This window comes from Hydrogenophaga sp. (assembly GCF_050182545.1).
In the GTDB taxonomy this organism is placed as follows: domain Bacteria; phylum Pseudomonadota; class Gammaproteobacteria; order Burkholderiales; family Burkholderiaceae_C; genus Hydrogenophaga.
Map to the genome: position 1 here is coordinate 78,629 of NZ_JBFXCD010000010.1, position 18,218 is coordinate 96,846.

24 protein-coding genes are annotated in these 18,218 nt (G+C 67.4%); 17 read left to right on the plus strand and 7 right to left on the minus strand.

All coding sequences use genetic code 11. The features are described 5' to 3' along the window. Nucleotides 1-2 precede the first annotated feature (2 nt). A complete protein-coding gene (locus tag AB7P10_RS12495) occupies nt 3-995 on the minus strand; it encodes an NAD(P)-dependent oxidoreductase (RefSeq protein WP_428294181.1) in 993 nt (330 codons plus the stop codon). 140 nt (nt 996-1,135) lie between these two features. On the opposite strand from AB7P10_RS12495, the gene AB7P10_RS12500 reads away from it, so the two are divergent. Genes AB7P10_RS12500 through AB7P10_RS12520 form a run of 5 tightly spaced genes read left to right on the plus strand, consistent with a single transcriptional unit; the run spans nt 1,136 to nt 3,507 of the window. Beyond that, nucleotides 1,136-1,852: a 3-oxoacid CoA-transferase subunit A gene (locus AB7P10_RS12500; protein WP_428294182.1), complete on the plus strand. Its 717-nt coding sequence runs from the start codon at nt 1,136-1,138 to the stop codon at nt 1,850-1,852. A gap of 11 nt (nt 1,853-1,863) precedes the next feature. Beyond that, on the plus strand, nt 1,864-2,508 hold the full coding sequence (locus tag AB7P10_RS12505) for a 3-oxoacid CoA-transferase subunit B (RefSeq protein ID WP_428294183.1): 645 nt from the start codon (nt 1,864-1,866) through the stop codon (nt 2,506-2,508). A 30-nt stretch (nt 2,509-2,538) separates the two neighbouring features. Then, nucleotides 2,539-2,886 carry a hypothetical protein gene (locus tag AB7P10_RS12510; RefSeq protein ID WP_428294184.1) on the plus strand — a complete coding sequence of 116 codons (348 nt, stop codon included), beginning with the start codon at nt 2,539-2,541 and terminating at the stop codon, nt 2,884-2,886. Nucleotides 2,887-2,899: 13 nt separating this feature from the next. Further along, entirely contained in the window at nt 2,900-3,220 is a 321-nt protein-coding gene (locus tag AB7P10_RS12515; RefSeq protein WP_428294185.1) for a helix-turn-helix domain-containing protein, read from the plus strand. An 8-nt stretch (nt 3,221-3,228) separates the two neighbouring features. Next, on the plus strand, nt 3,229-3,507 hold the full coding sequence (locus AB7P10_RS12520; protein WP_428294186.1) for a hypothetical protein: 279 nt from the start codon (nt 3,229-3,231) through the stop codon (nt 3,505-3,507). 19 nt (nt 3,508-3,526) lie between these two features. Here the strand turns inward: AB7P10_RS12520 and AB7P10_RS12525 are convergent, their stop codons facing one another. Together AB7P10_RS12525 and AB7P10_RS12530 are read right to left on the minus strand one after the other, a co-directional pair. Then, complete coding sequence (locus AB7P10_RS12525) at nt 3,527-4,837, minus strand: FAD-dependent oxidoreductase (protein WP_428294187.1); 1,311 nt, start codon at nt 4,835-4,837, stop codon at nt 3,527-3,529. 2 nt (nt 4,838-4,839) lie between these two features. Continuing rightward, on the minus strand, nt 4,840-5,853 hold the full coding sequence (locus AB7P10_RS12530; protein WP_428294188.1) for a Bug family tripartite tricarboxylate transporter substrate binding protein: 1,014 nt from the start codon (nt 5,851-5,853) through the stop codon (nt 4,840-4,842). Between the two features lie 145 nt (nt 5,854-5,998). On the opposite strand from AB7P10_RS12530, the gene AB7P10_RS12535 reads away from it, so the two are divergent. From AB7P10_RS12535 to AB7P10_RS12560, 6 genes are all read left to right on the plus strand, one after another. Next, nucleotides 5,999-6,895, plus strand: a complete 897-nt coding sequence (locus tag AB7P10_RS12535; protein ID WP_428294189.1) for a LysR family transcriptional regulator — start codon at nt 5,999-6,001, stop codon at nt 6,893-6,895. 125 nt (nt 6,896-7,020) lie between these two features. Further along, nucleotides 7,021-8,034: a sulfate ABC transporter substrate-binding protein gene (locus AB7P10_RS12540; RefSeq protein ID WP_428294190.1), complete on the plus strand. Its 1,014-nt coding sequence runs from the start codon at nt 7,021-7,023 to the stop codon at nt 8,032-8,034. Then, nucleotides 8,034-8,573, plus strand: coding sequence for an RBBP9/YdeN family alpha/beta hydrolase (locus AB7P10_RS12545; RefSeq protein ID WP_428294252.1), 540 nt, complete (start codon nt 8,034-8,036; stop codon nt 8,571-8,573). Before AB7P10_RS12540 ends, AB7P10_RS12545 begins: the two co-directional genes overlap by 1 nt. Then, nucleotides 8,570-9,448, plus strand: coding sequence for a sulfate ABC transporter permease subunit CysT (gene cysT / locus AB7P10_RS12550; protein WP_428294191.1), 879 nt, complete (start codon nt 8,570-8,572; stop codon nt 9,446-9,448). Before AB7P10_RS12545 ends, cysT begins: the two co-directional genes overlap by 4 nt. Next, nucleotides 9,445-10,335 (plus strand): sulfate ABC transporter permease subunit CysW, encoded by an 891-nt coding sequence (cysW, locus tag AB7P10_RS12555; RefSeq protein WP_428294192.1) that lies wholly within the window; start codon nt 9,445-9,447, stop codon nt 10,333-10,335. The genes cysT and cysW overlap by 4 nt, the downstream gene beginning before the upstream one ends. Beyond that, complete coding sequence (locus tag AB7P10_RS12560) at nt 10,332-11,420, plus strand: sulfate/molybdate ABC transporter ATP-binding protein (protein ID WP_428294193.1); 1,089 nt, start codon at nt 10,332-10,334, stop codon at nt 11,418-11,420. Before cysW ends, AB7P10_RS12560 begins: the two co-directional genes overlap by 4 nt. Before the next feature lie 41 nt (nt 11,421-11,461). On the opposite strand, the gene AB7P10_RS12565 is transcribed toward AB7P10_RS12560, so the two are convergent. Continuing rightward, nucleotides 11,462-11,674: a hypothetical protein gene (locus AB7P10_RS12565; RefSeq protein WP_428294194.1), complete on the minus strand. Its 213-nt coding sequence runs from the start codon at nt 11,672-11,674 to the stop codon at nt 11,462-11,464. A 177-nt stretch (nt 11,675-11,851) separates the two neighbouring features. Here AB7P10_RS12565 and AB7P10_RS12570 point away from each other — a divergent pair, with 177 nt between their 5' ends. Further along, the gene (locus AB7P10_RS12570) at nt 11,852-12,082 is read left to right on the plus strand and encodes a hypothetical protein (RefSeq protein ID WP_428294195.1); all 231 of its coding nucleotides are present in this window, start codon (nt 11,852-11,854) and stop codon (nt 12,080-12,082) included. Between the two features lie 16 nt (nt 12,083-12,098). Beyond that, nucleotides 12,099-12,809: a hypothetical protein gene (locus AB7P10_RS12575; protein ID WP_428294196.1), complete on the plus strand. Its 711-nt coding sequence runs from the start codon at nt 12,099-12,101 to the stop codon at nt 12,807-12,809. A 29-nt stretch (nt 12,810-12,838) separates the two neighbouring features. Here the strand turns inward: AB7P10_RS12575 and AB7P10_RS12580 are convergent, their stop codons facing one another. Beyond that, nucleotides 12,839-13,582 carry a Crp/Fnr family transcriptional regulator gene (locus AB7P10_RS12580; RefSeq protein WP_428294197.1) on the minus strand — a complete coding sequence of 248 codons (744 nt, stop codon included), beginning with the start codon at nt 13,580-13,582 and terminating at the stop codon, nt 12,839-12,841. Between the two features lie 223 nt (nt 13,583-13,805). Beyond that, nucleotides 13,806-14,237 (minus strand): Cd(II)/Pb(II)-responsive transcriptional regulator, encoded by a 432-nt coding sequence (locus tag AB7P10_RS12585; RefSeq protein WP_428294198.1) that lies wholly within the window; start codon nt 14,235-14,237, stop codon nt 13,806-13,808. Between the two features lie 95 nt (nt 14,238-14,332). Between AB7P10_RS12585 and AB7P10_RS12590 the strand changes: the two genes are divergently transcribed. Continuing rightward, nucleotides 14,333-14,971 (plus strand): cation transporter, encoded by a 639-nt coding sequence (locus AB7P10_RS12590; protein ID WP_428294199.1) that lies wholly within the window; start codon nt 14,333-14,335, stop codon nt 14,969-14,971. Between the two features lie 27 nt (nt 14,972-14,998). Here the strand turns inward: AB7P10_RS12590 and AB7P10_RS12595 are convergent, their stop codons facing one another. After that, nucleotides 14,999-15,316, minus strand: a complete 318-nt coding sequence (locus tag AB7P10_RS12595; RefSeq protein ID WP_428294200.1) for a high-potential iron-sulfur protein — start codon at nt 15,314-15,316, stop codon at nt 14,999-15,001. Nucleotides 15,317-15,405: 89 nt separating this feature from the next. Here AB7P10_RS12595 and hpnD point away from each other — a divergent pair, with 89 nt between their 5' ends. From hpnD to AB7P10_RS12610, 3 genes are all read left to right on the plus strand, one after another. Continuing rightward, on the plus strand, nt 15,406-16,272 hold the full coding sequence (hpnD, locus tag AB7P10_RS12600; RefSeq protein ID WP_428294201.1) for a presqualene diphosphate synthase HpnD: 867 nt from the start codon (nt 15,406-15,408) through the stop codon (nt 16,270-16,272). Between the two features lie 2 nt (nt 16,273-16,274). After that, complete coding sequence (gene hpnE, locus AB7P10_RS12605; RefSeq protein WP_428294202.1) at nt 16,275-17,639, plus strand: hydroxysqualene dehydroxylase HpnE; 1,365 nt, start codon at nt 16,275-16,277, stop codon at nt 17,637-17,639. A gap of 116 nt (nt 17,640-17,755) precedes the next feature. After that, entirely contained in the window at nt 17,756-18,217 is a 462-nt protein-coding gene (locus tag AB7P10_RS12610) for an SH3 domain-containing protein (RefSeq protein WP_428294203.1), read from the plus strand. Nucleotide 18,218 lies beyond the last annotated feature (1 nt).

The window sequence follows — 18,218 nt, forward strand, 5'->3', positions numbered from 1 at the left end:
CTTCAGTTGCTCAGGCCGTCGCTGACCTCGACGTTCAGTGGCTGGATGTCCAGCCCCGCGTCCGCCGCCGTCTCCTTGAGCAGCACGGCGAAGTCGATGTCCTCGTAGCCGCGGCCCACCATGCGCGCAATGCTCTCGCGCGTGGCCGCCGCGGCCGGCATGGCCACGCCGTGGGCCTTGGCCGCGCCCAGACCCAAATCCATGTCCTTGAGCAGCAGCTTCGGCGTAAAGGTGACCTGGTCGAAGGTGAGGTTGGTGAGCACCGGCGTCTTGTAGCGCGTGTACATGCTGCCCAGCACCGAGTCGTTGATGCTCTCCAGGAACACGTTGCGGGGAATGCCGGCTTTCTCGGCCAGCACCGTGATCTCGCACAGGTTCTGGATGATCACCCCGAACATGGTGTTGTGCGCGATCTTCCAGACACGGGCGAGCTCGCCCTCGCCCACCCACATCGCCTTGCGCGACATCGCCGCCAGCAGCGGTTCGGCCTCGTCGTAGATGGCCTTCGGGCCTGAGGCCACCACCAGCAGCTTGCCGACCTTGGCCACCTTGGCGTTGCCGGAGACCGGCGCGCACAGATAGACGACACCCAGGGCTTCGAGCTTCGCGCGGATCTCGGCCGAGCCTTCCTGGGAGATCGACGAACTGTCGATCACCACGCGCGGGCGCTGCGCGCCAGCGACCAGGCCGCCATCGCCAAACAGCACTTCCTTGAGGTCGTTCGTGGTGGAGACCATGGTGAACACCGTGTCGCAGGTGGACAGGTCCTGCTTGCTGTTCACCACCGTGGCGCCGTATTCGGCCAGGGGTGCGGCCTTGGCCGCGGTGCGGTTCCACACCTCCACCGCGTGGCCCGCCTTCGTCAGCCGTTTCACCATGGCCTCGCCCATGCGGCCAAGGCCAATCCATCCAATGCGCTTGCTGCTCACTCTTGTCTCCGTCCATGTGGTTGTCGGGTGGGCTTCGAGTGTGTCGCCGCACCCGCGCCACCGCAACGGACTGGCTGAAAATCAGTTTTCCGGTCCGCGAAAAGTTGCAAAGTCGCTCTGCGCATAGGCTTGGCGCAAGGGCCTCGCGGGCCGCGCGCGGCCCATAATCGCCCTCTCTTTCCACGGTGCAAGCAGGAGACTTTGCCTTGATCAACAAGATTGCGGCCTCAGTGAACGTGGCGCTCGCCGGCATCGAAGACGGTGCCACGGTGCTCATCGGCGGCTTCGGTACCGCCGGCATTCCCGGTGAACTCATCGACGGCCTGATCGACCAGGGTGCGCGAGAGCTCACCGTGGTGAACAACAACGCCGGCAACGGCGACACCGGCCTGGCCGCGCTGCTCAAGACCGGGCGCGTGCGCAAGGTCATCTGCAGTTTTCCGCGCCAGGCCGACAGCCATGTGTTCGACGCGCTCTACCGCAGCGGCCAGCTCGAACTTGAGTTGGTGCCGCAGGGCAACCTGGCCGAGCGCCTGCGAGCGGCCGGTGCGGGCATCGGCGCCTTCTTCACCCCCACGGGCTTCGGCACCGAGCTGGCGAAGAACGCCGACGGCACGCCGAAGGAAACGCGCGTGATCAACGGCAAGGCCTACGTGCTGGAGTACCCGATCTTCGGTGACGTCGCCCTCATCAAGGCAGAGCGCGGCGACCGCTGGGGCAACCTCACCTACCGCAAGGCCGCGCGCAACTTCGGCCCGGTGATGGCCACCGCCGCGAAGCGCACCATCGCCAGCGTGTACGAGATCGCCGAGCTCGGCAGCTTCGACCCCGAAACAGTGGTCACGCCCGGCATCCATGTCAGCGCCATCGTGCGCATCCCCCGCGTGGCCACGCAGGCTGGCGGCTTCAAGAACGTGGCGTGAGGCAGGACACCATGAGCTACACCCGACGAACCAAAGACGAACTCGCGCGCCGCGTGGCGCAGGACATCCACGACGGCGCCTACGTGAACCTGGGCATCGGCCAGCCCACGCTGGTGGCCAACCACCTGCCCGCTGGCATCGAGGTGGTGCTGCACAGTGAGAACGGCATCCTGGGCATGGGCCCGGCGCCGGCGGCCGGCGAGGAAGACTACGACCTCATCAACGCCGGCAAGCAGCCGGTGACGCTGCTGCCCGGCGGCGTGTATTTCCACCACGCCGACAGCTTCGCGATGATGCGCGGCGGCCACCTGGACATCTGCGTGCTCGGCGCCTTCCAGGTCTCGGCCACGGGCGACCTGGCCAACTGGAGCACCGGCGAGCCGGGCAGCATCCCCGCCGTGGGCGGCGCCATGGACCTGGCCATCGGCGCCAAGCAGACCTGGGTGATGATGGACCTGCTCACCAAGCAGGGCGCGAGCAAGGTGGTGGCGCAGTGCAGCTACCCGCTCACCGGCATCGGCTGCGTCAAGCGCATCTACAGCGACCTGGCCACGCTGGAATGCACGCCGCAGGGTCTCAGGCTCATCGACGCCGTGGACGGCCTGGCGCATGCGGAGCTGGAAAAGCTGGTGGGCTTGCCCATCGCCGTCGTTTGACTTTAATGTGGAAAACACCATAATCAAGTCATGCCCGCGTACCATCCGCTTGCCGAGCAGGAGCTGCTGGACATCCTGAAAGTGGGTGGCCGCAGTGTCAAGCGCTGCCTCGGCATGATGCTGCAACGGCACCTGCGAATGGACAACGGTGCCGAACCGCTCAGCAAGGCCGAAGACATCGGCTCGGGCAACGGACTTTCGGTGCTGTACCAGGTGGTCTACTCATACAGTGTGTTTGCCAGTGTGGACTGCGTGTATCAGAAAGTGGGGGGTGCCGTGACGTTGCTGGCCGCCGATGCGCAGCAAGGCGTGCTGCGCCTGGGCTTGCCAGCCAGTGCCCCCGATGCCCGCGCGCGGGCTGTGAACCGTTCATCCTGACTGGAGGCCTTCCATGAAAAAGCAAACTGCCTTTGAAGCCGCCGCACTGCACGATCCCGACGTGCTGTTCGGCTTCGACAACTACGACGTGCTCAAGCAACTCGGCTCACTCGTGAGGGAGGTCCGCGTCGACAGCGGCATGTCGCAGGCCGCACTGCAGGAAGCGAGCCAGATCTCGCAGGCCGACATCAGCCGGCTGGAGTCGGGGATGATGGAGCGCGGCCCGTCGGTGCTTACTTTGGTGCGCCTTGCGCATGCGACGGGCAAGCGACTGGTCATTGGCATCGAGGATGCTGAAGGCGGCAGCAGCGCGCCACGGCTGTTGTCGCTCTGAAGCCAGCCATGTCCGCGAATGAACTGTCTGATCTGCTCGGTCTTCTCAGCGGTATCGCGCTGCTGGTGACCGCAGTCAGGAACGACGGCCTCTATGCGTTCGTCGACAAGTTGCGCAAAGCCGTGAACACGGCAAAGGAGACGCAACGCCAGACGGACGCATTGACGGGGCCGATCACCCAGGCGCTGGACGCAGAGCTCACCCGATGGTCCTGGATCGACCGCTGGAGCTTGCGCGCCGGGGCCGCCTTGCTGCTCCTGTCCTATGGGGTCAAGGTGTTCTGCTGACGAGCGCTGATGCAGCGTTCTACCCCTTCGACTCTCCCCCCACCAGCGCACCCGCAGCCTTGAGACGGTCGCGCAGCACTGTGGTGTCCACCCCGCGCACGTCCACCCCGCCCTCACAGGCCATGGCGGCCGCCATGCCGGCGGCCTGGCCGACCGCCATCGAGATCGTCATCACGCGGATCGCGGCCAGCGCCGCGTGCGTGGCCGAAATGCCGCGCCCGGCCACCAGTGCGTTCGCCACGCCCTTGGGGATGAGGCTGCGGTAGGGAATCTGGTAGGCGTGGTCATCTCCCATGGAGGCATAGACCAGTTCCCCGCCCAAGGCCGGGTGGATGTCGATCGGGTAGGCGCCGCAGGCGATGCCGTCGTCGAACGCCACGGCCCGGGTGAGGTCCTCCGCGGTGAGCACGTGTTCGCCGTCGACACGGCGCGTTTCCCGGATGCCCACCTGTGTGGCGAAGGCCTGCAGCCGGCCGCCTTCGCAACCCGGCACGCGGCGCTGCAGGTACTGCGCGGCCTTCCAGGCCTGGCGCCGCCCCTCCATCTCGGCGCGGCTGAGCGCGCTGGCGTCGGTGGCGTCGATGCCCAGGCGGCTGATGTTGAACCAGGCATCGGTGGAAAACGGATCGCGCGACGCATGCAGCGCGGCGCGCGCGAGGTCGCCGCTCTCGAAGCCCTCTCGCGCCAGGGACTGCAGGTCGGCGGGTGGCGTCGCGTCGAAGCGCGCGAAGTCGATCGGCCCGAAGCGGAACATCATGGTCGCTGGCTGCAATGCATCGCCCTCGTCCAGCGGCAGGAAGCGCGCGCCCGCGCGGTGCAGCACGTCGATGTCGCCCGAGGTGTCGATCACCACGCGCGGGTGCACGTCGATCACCCCGCTCTTGGTCAGCAGGCGCACGGTGCGAATGCGCCCTGCCTCGCAGACCACGTCGCACACGCTGGCGTGCAGCATGGGCTGCACGCCAGCGTCCAGCACCATGTCGTCGAACACGAGCTTGAGCACCTCGGGCGCGTATTCCACGCGGTCCATGCGGTGGCCGGTGGACATCACGAACACCTGGTGCGCGCCGGCCGCGCCGTAGTCGCGCAAGCGTTGCACCACCTCGTCGGCCAAGCCTGCCACCACGCGGCGACCGGCCTCGGTCTGCCAGCTGTTGAACTGCGCCACCGCACCGCCGGTGGCGTTGCCACCGAGGAAGCCGTAGCGCTCCACCAGCATCACGGTCGCGCCCTGGCGCGCCGCGGCCACCGCCGCCATGGTGCCGGCCACGCCGCCACCACACACCAGCACATCGACCACGGCGGGCGGTCTGGGTTTGTGGGCCGTCACGCTCACCCCACCTTGATGCCGCGCGCCTTGATCACGGTGGCGTAGCGCTCGCCTTCGGCCTTGATGAAGCTCACGGCTTCGGCGCGGCTCTGGATCACCGGCGACACACCCAGCGTGCTGAAGCGCGACTTCACCGCGTCGGACGCCAGCGCCTCGGCCAGCAGCTTCTCCAGCCGGGCGAGGCCGGCCGCAGGAATGGAGTCCTTGGGCGCGAACAGCGCGGCCCAGCCCTGCACCTCCAGGCTGGGCTGGTTCAGCGAGCGGAAGGTGGGCACACCGGGCAGCTCGGGCACCTCCTTCGGCGAGGACACGGCGAGCGCGCGCAGGCGGCCCGCGCGGATGTGCGCGAGCACGCTGGGCAGGTTCAGGAAGCCGAGCGAGACCAGCCCCCCGAGCAAATCGGGCATGAGCGCGCTTTCGCCCTTGTAGGGCACAGGGGTGAGCGCTGCACCGGTCTGGCCGGCGAAGATTTCCGAGGTCAGGTGCGCCAGCGTGCCGTTGCCGCTGTTGCCGGCCATCAGCTCGCCGGGCTTGGCCTTGGCGGTGGCGACCACGTCGGCAAAGCTCTTGAGCGGCGAGCTGGCGGGCACCACCAGCACCAGCGGCTGGGCAGAGACCATACCCACCGCGTCGAAATCGCGCGCCACGTCGTAGCCGATGCCGGGCACGAGCGAGGGGTTGATCACCATGCTGTTGCTGCCCATGAGCAGGGTGTGGCCGTCCTTGCTCTGCGCGGCGGCGGTCACGCCGATGGCGCTGCCAGCGCCTGGCTTGTTCTCGACGATCACGCCCTGGCCCAGTTGCGGCGCGAACAGCTCGGCCAGCACCCGCGCGGAACTGTCGGCACCACCACCGGGCGCGAAGGGCACGATGATGCGCACGGCTTTCAAAGGCCAGGCATCGCTGGCGAACACGCCCTGCGGCCAGACGGCAGTGGCGCCGGCCAGCGCGGCAGCGCCCGAGAGCAACGCGCGGCGGCGCACGGGAGTGGAAGCGAAGAGGGGATGGTCGGTCATGTGTTGTCTCCAGAAGCGTGTCGAAGGGGTGCGAAGGATCCGGGGGATTCCTGCGGGCATCGTAAAAATGTGGCCCCTAACAAGCAAATACCAATATGTCGCCATCCAATAACATGCTGTTATTGATATTCATCGACCTCATGCCATGAACCTGCGCCAGATCGAAGTCTTCCGCGCGACCATGCTGACCGGCTCCACCGCCGACGCGGCCCGTCTGCTGCATGTCTCGCAGCCTGGCATCAGCCGCATGATCGGCCACATCGAAGTGCAGCTCGGCGTGCGCCTGTTCGAGCGCGGCAAGGGCCGACTCAGACCCACACCAGAGGCCCACGCGCTCTACGCCGAGGTGGAGCAGGTGTACCGGGGCGTGCAACGCATCGATGAACGCGCAAAGGCCATCAAGGCCGGAAGCGGTGTACCGCTGCGCGTGCTGGCCAGCCCCAGCACGCTGCTGGAGATCGTGCCGGCCGCCGTCGCGTCCCTCACGGCCGACTACCCGGACTCGCTGATCTACCTGGAATCGCAACTCGTGCGCGACATGGTGCGCCTGCTGTCGAACGGCGAGGCCGACGTCGGCATCAGCAACCTGCCGATCGACCACCCGCCGCTGGTGTCGGAGGTGCTGGGCTCCTGGTCGCTGAGCTGCGTGTTCCAGCGGGGACACCGCTTTGAACGAGAGGCTTCGCTGCCGATCAGCGAAATCGTGAAGGAAAAGCTGATCGCCTTCAGCCCCGACACCCCACAGGGGCGGCTGGTGGCCGAACACTACCCGCACACCCTCGGCCAGGGAACGCGGCGCATCGAGGTCCGCTCAGGCCAGGTGGCCTGCGCACTGGCCGCGGCGGGTGCGGGTGTCGCCGTGGTGGACAACCTCACCGCCCGGGGCTGGCACCACGACCAGCTCTCGTTCCGACCGATCAGACGCTCGCCAAAAAGTCTTGTATATCGGGTGCGCAATCCCGACTTCCCGAGCTCGGCGCTGGAACAGGCACTGATCGATCGCATCCGCCTGGCCTTTCGCGGCATGGCGCAGCGCGGTTGAAACCATCACGCCGGCTCTCAGATGTTTAGGTAATAAACAACCAAAAATTCATTCGTTCCATATCTGTTCCGTTGTCGGGATCATCCGACTCACCCCATCAACAACGGATTCCTGAGGAACGAGCCATGACCCACCGCCGCCAGATCATCCAGACACTTGTCGTCGCCGCCCTGACCGCCAGCGCCTTCTCGGCCGTGGCCCAGCCCGCCCCCGTGACCCTGCTCAACGTGTCGTACGACCCGACGCGCGAGCTCTATGTCGAGTACAACGCCGCCTTCATCAAGCACTGGAAGGCCAAAACCGGCCAGGACGTGACCATCAAGCAAAGCCATGGGGGTTCGGGCAAGCAGACCCGCTCGATCATCGATGGCCTGGATGCCGATGTGGCCACGCTCGCACTGGCAGGCGACACCGACGCCCTGCGCACCAAGGCAGATCTCATTCCCAAGGACTGGCAGAAGCGCCTGCCACTCAACAGCTCGCCCTACACCTCCACCATCGTGCTGGTGACGCGCGCGGGCAACCCGAAAAACATCAAGGACTGGGACGACCTCATCCGCCCGGACGTCAAGGTCATCACGCCCAACCCCAAGACCTCGGGCGGCGCGCGCTGGAACTACCTGGCCGCGTGGGAATTCGCCAGGCGCAAGTACGGCAGCGACGACAAGGCCAAGGAGTTCGTGGGCAAGCTCTACGCCAACGTGCCCGTGCTCGACACCGGCGCCCGCGGCTCGTCCGTGACCTTCGCGCAGCGCAACCAGGGTGACGTGTTCATCAGCTGGGAGAACGAGGCCTACCTGCTGGAGAAGGAGTTCGGCAACAAGGTCGACTTCGTCTATCCCTCGCTGTCCATCCTGGCCGAGCCTGCTGTGGCCATCGTGGACAAGAACGTGGACAAGAAGGGCACGCGCGCCGTGGCGCAGGCCTACCTGGAATTCCTCTACACCGAAGAGGCGCAGGACATCATCGGCAAGCACTTCTATCGCCCGACCTCGGCCAAGGCCCAGGCCAAATACGCCAAGCAGTTGCCCAGGCTCAACCTCTTCAAGATCGAAGACGCGTTCGGTGGCTGGGAGCAAGCGGCCAAGGTGCACTTCGCCGATGGTGGCAGCTTCGACCAGATCTACACCCGCAAATGATGACGCCCGTCATCGTGCCGGGCTGGCGCAACTCCGGCGCCGGTCACTGGCAGACCCTCTGGGCGCAACAGTTGCCACGTGCGGTGCGGGTGGAGCAGGACGACTGGCTCTGGCCGCAGCGTGAGGCGTGGGTGACACGCATTGCCGACACGCTGCGTGCACAGCAAGGACCCATCGTGCTAGTGGCCCACAGCCTGGGCTGCATCGCCGCCGCGCATCTGCCGCCCGAATCAAGCGCATGCGTTCTGGCCGCACTGCTGGTCGCACCGGCCGATCCGGAGCGCCGCGGACCCCTGGCCGATTTCGCGCCGGTGCCGTATCACCGCCTGCCCTATCCCAGCATCCTAGTGGCCAGTGACAACGACCCCTTCTGCCCCTTGCGTCTGGCCGGGGCCTACGCCCGTGCCTGGGGCAGCGAACTGGTCAGACTGCCCGGCGCGGGTCACATCAACACGGCGTCGGGTCATGGCGACTGGCCGCTGGGTTTGAAGCTGCTGAACTCCCTCGCGGCCATTGACGGCCCCGTCACCGCGCCATGACAGCGACGCTCACCATTGCATCAACGCCCTTCCACGCGCCGGCCAGGTCACGCCAACGCGTGCTGCCGGGTTTCAACATCACGCTGGGCTTCACGGTTTTCTACCTGAGCCTGATCGTGCTGATCCCGCTGTCCGCGCTGATCTTCAAGACCTTCACGCTGACCTGGCCGCAGTTCTGGGACGCCGTCACCGCGCCGCGCGTGCTGGCCTCGTACCGGCTTACCTTTGGCGCTTCGTTCATCGCCGCCTGCGTCAACGCGGTGTTCGGTCTGCTGGTGGCCTGGGTGCTGGTGCGCTACCGCTTCCCGGGCAAGAAGATCATCGACGCGCTGGTGGACCTGCCCTTCGCCCTGCCCACCGCCGTGGCCGGCATCTCGCTGACCGCGCTGCTGGCCGGCAACGGCTGGATCGGCCAGTACCTGGAGCCGCTGAGCATCCAGCTCGCCTTCAACCCCAACGGCGTGGTGATCGCACTCATCTTCATCGGCCTGCCCTTCGTGGTGCGCACGGTGCAGCCGGTGCTGGAAGACACCGAGAAGGAACTCGAGGAAGCCGCGACCTGCCTGGGCGCAACGCGCTGGCAGACGTTCAGCCGCGTGATCTTCCCCAGCATCGCGCCTGCCTTGCTCACGGGGTTTGCCATGGCTTTCGCGCGCGCGGTCGGTGAATACGGTTCGGTCATCTTCATCGCCGGCAACATGCCCATGGTGTCCGAGATCACGCCGCTGATCATCATCAGCAAGCTCGAGCAGTACGACTACGCGGGTGCCACAGCGGTCGCGACCGTCATGCTCGCCATCTCGTTCGTATTGCTGCTGCTCATCAACGGGCTTCAGACGTGGCAGAGAAAACGCTCTGGCGGGGCCATGGCATGAGCACGGTCCGCACCGAAACCCCCTGGGTGCGGCGCATGCTGATCGGCGTGGCACTGGTCTTCATGTTCCTGTTCCTCGTGTTGCCGCTGGCCGCGGTGTTCACCGAGGCCCTGCGCAAGGGCTGGGACGCCTACTGGGAAGCGCTGAAGGACCCGGACGCCTGGTCCGCCATCCGCCTGACCTTCATCACCGCACTGGTGGCCGTGCCAATGAACCTGGTGTTCGGTGTGGCCGCAGCCTGGGCCGTCGCCAAGTACGAGTTCCGCGGCAAGTCCTTCCTGACCACGCTGATCGACCTGCCGTTCTCGGTGTCGCCGGTGGTCGCGGGCCTGATCTACGTGCTGGTGTTCGGCGCGCAGGGCTGGCTCGGCCCATGGCTGGCGGAGCACGACATCAAAATCATCTTCGCCGTGCCCGGCATCATCCTGGCCACGATCTTCGTTACCTTCCCGTTCATCGCGCGCGAACTCATTCCGCTGATGCAGGCACAGGGCAGCGACGAAGAGCAGGCTGCGCAAGTGCTGGGTGCCAGCGGCTGGCAAACCTTCTGGCACGTCACCCTGCCCAACATCAAGTGGGGCCTGATCTACGGCGTGATCCTCTGCAACGCGCGGGCCATGGGCGAGTTCGGCGCGGTCTCGGTGGTCTCGGGCCACATCCGTGGACAGACCAACACCATGCCACTGCACGTGGAAATTCTCTACAACGAATACCAGTCGGTCGCGGCCTTCTCCGTGGCCTCCCTGCTGGCGCTGCTGGCGCTCGTCACACTGGTGATCAAGTCGGTCGCCGAATGGAAGATGGAGCGTGAGATGAAGGCGCTGGCCGAGTTCCCACCCGAGCGGCCCACGCCCGTCTCCAACCCCTTGCTGGGACAGACACCATGAGCATTGAAATCCGCCACATCAACAAGCAGTTCGGCACCTTCCAGACGCTCAAGAACGTCAATCTCGACATCCACTCCGGCGAGTTGCTGGCCTTGCTCGGCCCCTCGGGCTGCGGCAAGACCACGCTGCTGCGCATCATTGCCGGGCTGGAGACGCCCGACACCGGCAACATCCTGTTCAGCGGAGAGGACACCACCGACGTGCATGTGCGCGAACGCAACGTGGGCTTCGTGTTCCAGCACTACGCGCTGTTCCGCCACATGACCGTGTTTGAGAACGTGGCCTTCGGCCTGCGCGTGAAGCCGCGTGGCGAACGCCCGAGCGACGCTCAGATCGAGACCAAGGTGCTCGACCTGCTCAGGCTGGTGCAACTCGACTGGCTGGCCGACCGCTACCCCTCGCAACTCTCCGGTGGCCAGCGCCAGCGCATCGCCTTGGCGCGAGCACTTGCCGTGGAGCCCAAGGTACTGCTGCTCGACGAGCCCTTCGGCGCGCTGGACGCGAAGGTGCGCAAGGAGCTGCGCCGCTGGCTGCGCCGCCTGCACGACGAGTTGCACGTCACCAGCGTCTTCGTCACGCACGACCAGGAAGAAGCACTCGAGGTGGCCGACCGCGTGGTGTTGATGAACCAGGGCCAGATCGAGCAGACCGGCGCACCACAAGAGGTGTGGGAACACCCGGCGAGTCCATTCGTCTATGGCTTCCTGGGTGACGTGAACCTGTTCCACGGCCGAGCGCACGAAGGCCTGCTGCATCTCGATGGCGTGTCCATCGACTCGCCCGAACATGCCAGCGCGCAGGACGCCAAGGCCTTCGCCTATGTGCGCCCGCACGACCTCGAAGTGCAGCGCTACGCCTCAGGTCTGCCGGGCATCGTGGCGAAGCTGGACCGCTCTGTGGTGGTGGGGCCGATTGCGCGACTTGAACTGCTGCCAGTGGACGCGCAAGCACCCGGCGGGCACGACCCACTGATCGAAGCGCGCATGTCGGCCGAGCGCTTCAGGGAACTGGGGTTCCAGGAAGGCGACACCCTGGTGGTGTCGCCGAAGAAGGCGCGCGTGTTCCTGCAGTCGCAGACTGCCTGAACGGTGCGGCCGGATCCCGCTCCCGTCGGCGGGGCGGATGATCATTCGGCGAGCCGGATCTTGCCCTCGCTCACATAGCGCTGGAAATTGGCCAGCGGTATCGCCGTCGAGCCGCGCACGCCGTCGTGCGTCCAGCTCAGCGTGACGTCGTGTTCGCCTTTCAGCACCTGCACGGGGCCGGGGCGAATGATGAGGCTCTGACCGTCGCCCTCACGGTATTCGACCTTGCCGACGATGTGTGCGGTATCCGCCATGGCGATGTGTGCTCCTGAGTGGTTGTGACAGCCTGGCCAAAGGATCGGTGACGGGGCGCAGCGCGGTCTGTGCGTTGTCGAACAGAACTTCCACACGGGCAGGCTTAGTCTGGAATCCAGCCGATTCCCCGGCTGCCATCAACCACTGCCCCGCGCAGCTACCCAAAGGACCCGACCATGAAAACGAGCAAACTTCTCACCACCTCCGTGGCCGCACTGACCGTTGTCGGTGCTGGCCTCGTGTACGCGCAGACGACCCAGCAGACCAGCCCTGCCACCCCTGCTCCGATGGAGCAACCCGTGCAGGCGCAACCGATGACGCCGCCTGCCGACACGCAGACCTCGCCCAGCCAGGAGACCGTGCAGCGCAGCCCGATGACACCGGACGCGCAGGCCGACCGCAACTGACCGTGCGCGCAGGACCATGCGCATCAGCCCTTCCACCGCCCAGGACATCCGCCACGGTGTGCTCATCGGCGCGGCCGTGCTGACCCTGCTGATGCCGCCGGGCTCGCTCGCGCCTCCGTCGGCGGATCGAGGCCTGGCCTCGGCCGTCGCGGCACAGCGCCCGACACCCGTGCCGGATTTCGGGGCGGTGGATGCCAGCGCCAGTTCGCGCGAACTCGTGCACTGGATCGCGCGCACCGGCGACAACGCGGGCATGCCCTTCTTCCTCGTGGACAAGCAGGCCGCCCGGCTCCATGTGTTCGATGCCGGTGCCCGCCTGCAGCACACCACCCCCGTGCTGCTCGGCTCGGCACCGGGCGACGACTCGGTGCCCGGCATTGGCGAGCGCCCGGTGGCGCAGGTGCTGGCGCATGAGCGCACCACGCCGGCGGGTCGCTTCGTCGGCCGTTTCGGTCACACGCTCACGGGCGAGGACGTGGTGTGGGTCGACTACGAGGCCGCGGTCTCGATGCACCGCGTGCGGCCCCACCTGCAGCCCGCTGAACGGCGCGCCGAGCGGCTCGCATCGGCAACCACGGCGGACAACCGCATCTCCTACGGCTGCATCAACGTGCCCGCGGCGTTCTACGAGGCGCACATCCAGCCGGTGTTTTCCAGGATGTCGGCCGTGGTGTACGTCCTGCCCGAGCGCAAGAGCCTGCGCCAGGTCTTCGGTGTGATGGCGTAGGCCCCAGCAGCGAGGGGGCCCGCGCTCAGTCAGGTACTGTGCCGTTCGCGCGGCGCGGCCGGGTGGCCACAGGACAGCTTGTCGTAGGCGCGTCGCACGACCCCATAGCACTCACAGCTGCGCGCCTCCAGGCCGTGGCGGTCCAGGATGGAGATATGTCCCCGGTGGTACTCGATCAACCCGGCCCTCTGCAGCTTGAGTGCGCCGCTGGTGACGCCCTCGCGGCGCACGCCGAGCAGGCTGGCAATGCGTTCCTGCGTGGCGAGCATGTCGGTGTCGTCCTGCCGGTCCAGGTGCTGCAGGAGCCAGCGGCAGAGTTGCTGGTCCAGCGCGTGGTGGCGGTTGCAGGCCGAAGACTGCGCCATGTGCGTGATCAGGGCCTGCGTGTACGAGAGCAGCTGTTGCATGAGCGCCGGCGAGCGGTGCGTGTGGCGCTGCAGCGCCTGGACGCCCATGCGGGCGGCATGCCCCGGGCGCTGCACGACGGCGTCGCACTGGGCCGTGGTCTCACCCATGAAGGCACACACGCCCACCATGCCCTCGTTGCCGACGACAGCCACTTCGGCGGAGGCACCATCCTCCAGCGAGGACACGAGGGAGACCGTGGCCGTGGCCGGAAAGTACACGTGGCGCAGTTCGGCACCTGCCTGGTGCAGTACGGCGCCCGCGTGCAACTCGTCCCATTCGAGATCGGGCTCCAGCAGACCCCGCTCACCGTCAGGCAATGCGGTCAGCAGGTGGCTTCTTTCGAAGAGTGAGATGGCAGTGGTCATGGCGGGTCCCTTTCTGCAGACGGTCTGATGCAGGCCCGTCCCGCCAGCGGGACCGGGCCATGTCCGGATTAGGTGGGGAGCCGCGCGCGCGCCGTGTCAGACAACACGCTGTCCTTCTTTCAGGATGTGACGAGATGTCAGGCTGCGCGGGTGCGGTGACCACCACACCGGCACAGGCAAACGCCGCTCCCGCACCGCCAGCTGGCGGGCCGGCCGTGGGCTGTCAGGGGCCTGGATGGCAGGCGCAGGCCTCGCCGTGCGCGGCCGAGACCAGTTCGTCGAGGATGCCGCAGGAGCCTTCGGGGTGGTGAGCGCCGTCGCAGCGCGAACGAAGTTGCAGCAATTGTTTCTCCAGCGCGCGCATGCTCTTGAGGCGCGCGCGCACGCGGCTGAGCTGCTCGTCCACCAGCTGGTCCACGTTCAGGCCGTGGCCGCTCGGGTCGTCCACGAAGCCGAGCAGGCGCTTGACGTCCGACAGCGGCATGTCCAGCGCGCGGCAGTGGCGGATGAAGGACAGGCGCTCCAGGTGGGGCTGCGCGTAATTGCGGTAACCGTTGTCCAGCCGCGCGGGCTCGGGCAGCAGGCCTTCCTTTTCGTAGAAGCGGATGGTTTCCACGTCCACGCCGGTGGCGCGGGCCAGTTCCTTGATCTGCATGGCATGTCCTTGCTGCGGTTGCGGTCACGTGGCCGCGATGTCTTGACACTGTAGCGGCTTCAGGGTTTTCAATGGCGGCATCGAAAGGAAAAACCATGTCCTCGCATTGCTGTGATCACGACACACCGAAACCCACCGAAATCGTCAACCTGCCGCGTTACCGCCGCATCCTCTGGATCGCGCTGGTGGTCAACGCCCTCATGTTCCTGATCGAGATCGTGGCCGGCTGGCAGGCCGGATCGCTCTCGCTGCTGGCCGACGCGATCGATTTCGCCGGCGACGCGCTGAACTACGCGGTCTCGCTCGCGGTGCTGGCCTCGGCCCTGGCCTGGCGCGCCCGCGCGGCCGTGCTCAAGGCGCTCAGCATGATGGGCTTTGGCCTGTACATCCTGGGCAGCGCGGCGTGGGCGGTGTGGCGCGGCGACGTGCCCGACGCCGCGACCATGGGCGCCATCGGTGTGCTGGCACTGGTCTCCAACGTGGCGGTGGCCTGGATGCTCTACGCGTTCCGCGAAGGCGACGCCAACATGCGCAGCGTGTGGCTGTGTTCTCGCAACGACGCCATCGGCAACGTGGCGGTGATGCTGGCCGCGCTCGGCGTCTTCGGCACCGGCAGCGCCTGGCCCGACCTGCTGGTCGCCAGCCTCATGGCCACGCTGGCCCTGCATGGCGGCTGGCAGGTGCTGCGCCAGGCGCGTGGCGAACTCGGTGCGCAAGACGTCCACGCGCACTGAGGCACAGGGCGCGTGCCCTCGACGCGCTCAACCCTTGAGCACGTAGGCGCTGCACCAGCCGATGGCGGAGACCCGCTTGCCGGTGAAGATGCGGCATTCGCCCGTGCCATCGCCGGGCCGCCCGGCATACAGCTCGCAATTGCCGCACTTCTGCGCGCTGCTGTGGTTGGGAAAGCGCTTGGGATTCACCCTGGCGGAATCCGTGGTGTAGCCCAGCGCGGCGGCGGTGGCGTCCTTCTCGCTCACCATGACCACCTGGGCACGGGCAGCGTCAGCGCCCAGCAGCAGTGCACTGCCCGCAGCCACCGGCGACAGCAAGAAAACGCGACGATTCAGATCGTTCATGGGGAACCTCGTGGGGCGACGCAACGGCCGGAGCATCGTACACCGCGCCTGGCGCGGTGCGTACACTTGACCCCCAAACCGCCCCACGCATGAGCCCCCAAGACTACGTCCAGCAAAAAGCCGCCGCCTCGGGCAGCAGCTTCTACTACGCCTTCCTGTTCCTGCCGGCCGAACGCCGGGCCGCCATCACCGCGTTTTACGCGTTCTGTCGCGAGGTCGACGACGTGGTCGACGAAGTGAGCGACCCTGGCGTGGCGCAAACCAAGCTGGCGTGGTGGCGCGGCGAGGTCGCCAAGGCCTTTGCCGGCGAGCCCACACACCCCGTGATGCGCGCGCTGATGCCCCTGGCCCGCACCTACGAGATCGAGGCCCGCCACCTGATGGCCGTGATCGACGGCTGCCAGATGGACCTGGAGCAGAACCGCTACCTGGACTTCGCCAACCTGCAGCGCTACTGCCACCTGGTGGCCGGCGTCGTGGGCGAGGTGGCCGCGCGCATCTTCGGCCAGACGCAGCTGGCGACCACCGAGTACGCGCATCGCCTGGGCCTGGCCTTCCAGCTCACCAACATCGTGCGCGACATCGGCGAGGACGCCACGCGCGGCCGCATCTACCTGCCGGTCAACGAGTTGCAGAGCTTCAATGTGAAGGCGCACGAAATGATCCAGCGCGGCGCGGCGCCCGGCACCGACGCGGCCGACTTCCAGCGCCGCTTCACCGCGCTCATGCAGTTCCAGTGCACGCGCGCGCTGCAGACCTACGCCGATGCGCTCGCCCTGTTGCCCGAGGCCGACCGCCGCGCGCAGAAGCCCGGCCTGATGATGGCGAGCATCTACCGCACCCTGCTGCAGGAGATCGCCGCCGACCCGATGCTGGTGCTGACGCGCCGGGTGAGCCTGACGCCGCTGCGCAAGTTCTGGCTGGCGTGGCGCGTGCAGGCGCTGGGCAGGCTCTGACCGTGAAGCTGGCCGTGATCGGTGCGGGCTGGGCCGGCATGGCCGCCGCGGTGGAAGCGGTTGCGCACGGCGCGGACGTGACGGTGTTCGAATCGGCACGCACACTGGGTGGGCGCGCCCGCGCTCTGCCCGTGGCACGCGACGATGGCCCGTCGCTCACGCTGGACAACGGCCAGCACATCCTGATCGGCGCCTACACCGAGACACTGGCGCTGATGCAACGCGTGGGCGTCGATCTTTCAAGGGCCTTGCTGCCCCTGCCGCTGGCCCTGCCCTACCCCGACGGCTCCGGCCTGCGCACCCCCGGCTGGGCCGCGCGCTGGCCAGCGCCACTGGACGCACTGGCCGCCATGGCCACCGCACGCGGCTGGCGCTGGCACGACAGGCTGGCGCTGCTGAGGGCTTCGCTGCGCTGGCAACGCGCGGGCTTCGCCTGCGCACCCGGACTCACCGTGGCCGATCTGTGCGCCGGCCTGCCGCCGCGCGTGCGCGACGAGCTCATCGACCCGCTGTGCGTGTCGGCGCTGAACACACCCCCGGCGGACGCGAGCGCGACGGTGTTCCTGCGGGTGCTGCGCGACGCGCTGTTCGGTCCGGGCAGCGCGGGTTTCAGCGCATCCTGCCTGCTGCTGCCCCGCGTGGACCTCTCCAGCCTGTTCCCGGATGCGGCGGCGCAGTGGCTGAACGCGAGCCACGCCGGGCAGTACCGCCTGCGCAGCGGCACGCGCGTGGGTTCGCTGCGACCGCAGCCCGCGGGCTGGTTGCTGGGGCACGAAGGCGGCGAAGAAGCCTTTGACGCTGTCATCTGCGCCACCGCCGCGAGCCCCGCGGAAAAACTCGCCGAACAGGCGGCCGAAGGATGCGAAGCGACCACGGCCACCACCCTGCGGGCCTGGGCACGGACGGCGCGAGGCCTCTCCTTCACCGCACTCACCACGGTGTACGCGCACGCGCCCGGTGTCCGCCTGAGCTTGCCCATGCTGGCGCTGCGCGCCGAGCCCGACGAGCGGGCGGCGCCGGCCCAGTTCGTCTTTGATCGTGGCCAACTGCAGCCGCAAGATGCCCATGCGCAAGGCGTGCTGGCCTTCGTGGCGAGCGCCAGCCAGGGCGAGCGCGACGGGTTGCAGGCGCGCGTGCTGCGGCAGGCCGCGCGCCAGCTCGGTCTGAACGCACTGCGACCGGTGCAGACCGTGGTCGAGAAACGGGCCACCTTCGCCTGCACGCCGGGCCTGGAGCGCCCGGCCTCGGCCATGGCGCCGGGCCTGTGGGCGGCCGGAGACTATGTGCAGGGACCCTACCCTGCCACACTGGAGGGGGCGGTGCGCAGCGGATGCGCCGCGGCCGCGAGCGCCACACGCCCTCCCTGACGCGCATGCCTTCCGGATGCACGAGGTTGCCGCGCACAATTCAACGGAACCTCTGCCAACCCGCACGTTCCCACTGGCTGGGATTTTTTGAAACCAGAGGAAAGGAGCTCCTGCAGATGAACTGCACCACCCCCGTACGCCACTTCATGGCAGCCGCCAGCCTGTGCGCGCTGGCACTCACCGCCAGCGTGGTTCACGCGCAAAACATGGTCAGCGTCAAGGGCAGCACGCTCAACATGCGCGAGGGCCCGGGCACCAACACCACCGTGCTGTGGGAACTCAAGCGGGGCTATCCCCTGCAGGTCACCCAACGCAAGGGCGGCTGGATCAAGGTGCGCGACTTCGAAGGAGATACGGGCTGGGTCGCGCGCCGGCTCACGGGCAGCACACCCCACCACATCGTCAAGGTCCGGACCGCCAACGTCCGCAGCGGTCCCGGCACGAAGAATCGCATCGTCGGCAAGGTGGAATACGGTGAGCTGCTGCGCACGCGCGAGAAGCGCGCTGGCTGGGTGCGCGTGGAGCGCGAACAGGGCGCCGGCGGCTGGATCGCCCGGCGCCTGCTCTGGGGTTGGTGAA

Excerpts from the sequence above, each read along its gene's own strand:
- AB7P10_RS12505 (WP_428294183.1), top strand. The coding sequence starts at position 1,864 with ATGAGCTACACCCGACGAACCAAAGACGAACTCGCGCGCCGCGTGGCG.
- AB7P10_RS12510 (WP_428294184.1), top strand. The coding sequence starts at position 2,539 with ATGCCCGCGTACCATCCGCTTGCCGAGCAGGAGCTGCTGGACATCCTG.
- AB7P10_RS12515 (WP_428294185.1), top strand. The coding sequence starts at position 2,900 with ATGAAAAAGCAAACTGCCTTTGAAGCCGCCGCACTGCACGATCCCGAC.
- AB7P10_RS12520 (WP_428294186.1), top strand. The coding sequence starts at position 3,229 with ATGTCCGCGAATGAACTGTCTGATCTGCTCGGTCTTCTCAGCGGTATC.
- AB7P10_RS12530 (WP_428294188.1), bottom strand. The coding sequence starts at position 5,853 with ATGACCGACCATCCCCTCTTCGCTTCCACTCCCGTGCGCCGCCGCGCG.
- AB7P10_RS12535 (WP_428294189.1), top strand. The coding sequence starts at position 5,999 with ATGAACCTGCGCCAGATCGAAGTCTTCCGCGCGACCATGCTGACCGGC.
- AB7P10_RS12540 (WP_428294190.1), top strand. The coding sequence starts at position 7,021 with ATGACCCACCGCCGCCAGATCATCCAGACACTTGTCGTCGCCGCCCTG.
- AB7P10_RS12545 (WP_428294252.1), top strand. The coding sequence starts at position 8,034 with ATGACGCCCGTCATCGTGCCGGGCTGGCGCAACTCCGGCGCCGGTCAC.
- cysT (WP_428294191.1), top strand. The coding sequence starts at position 8,570 with ATGACAGCGACGCTCACCATTGCATCAACGCCCTTCCACGCGCCGGCC.
- cysW (WP_428294192.1), top strand. The coding sequence starts at position 9,445 with ATGAGCACGGTCCGCACCGAAACCCCCTGGGTGCGGCGCATGCTGATC.
- AB7P10_RS12560 (WP_428294193.1), top strand. The coding sequence starts at position 10,332 with ATGAGCATTGAAATCCGCCACATCAACAAGCAGTTCGGCACCTTCCAG.
- AB7P10_RS12565 (WP_428294194.1), bottom strand. The coding sequence starts at position 11,674 with ATGGCGGATACCGCACACATCGTCGGCAAGGTCGAATACCGTGAGGGC.
- AB7P10_RS12570 (WP_428294195.1), top strand. The coding sequence starts at position 11,852 with ATGAAAACGAGCAAACTTCTCACCACCTCCGTGGCCGCACTGACCGTT.
- AB7P10_RS12575 (WP_428294196.1), top strand. The coding sequence starts at position 12,099 with ATGCGCATCAGCCCTTCCACCGCCCAGGACATCCGCCACGGTGTGCTC.
- AB7P10_RS12580 (WP_428294197.1), bottom strand. The coding sequence starts at position 13,582 with ATGACCACTGCCATCTCACTCTTCGAAAGAAGCCACCTGCTGACCGCA.
- AB7P10_RS12585 (WP_428294198.1), bottom strand. The coding sequence starts at position 14,237 with ATGCAGATCAAGGAACTGGCCCGCGCCACCGGCGTGGACGTGGAAACC.
- AB7P10_RS12590 (WP_428294199.1), top strand. The coding sequence starts at position 14,333 with ATGTCCTCGCATTGCTGTGATCACGACACACCGAAACCCACCGAAATC.
- AB7P10_RS12595 (WP_428294200.1), bottom strand. The coding sequence starts at position 15,316 with ATGAACGATCTGAATCGTCGCGTTTTCTTGCTGTCGCCGGTGGCTGCG.
- hpnD (WP_428294201.1), top strand. The coding sequence starts at position 15,406 with ATGAGCCCCCAAGACTACGTCCAGCAAAAAGCCGCCGCCTCGGGCAGC.
- AB7P10_RS12610 (WP_428294203.1), top strand. The coding sequence starts at position 17,756 with ATGAACTGCACCACCCCCGTACGCCACTTCATGGCAGCCGCCAGCCTG.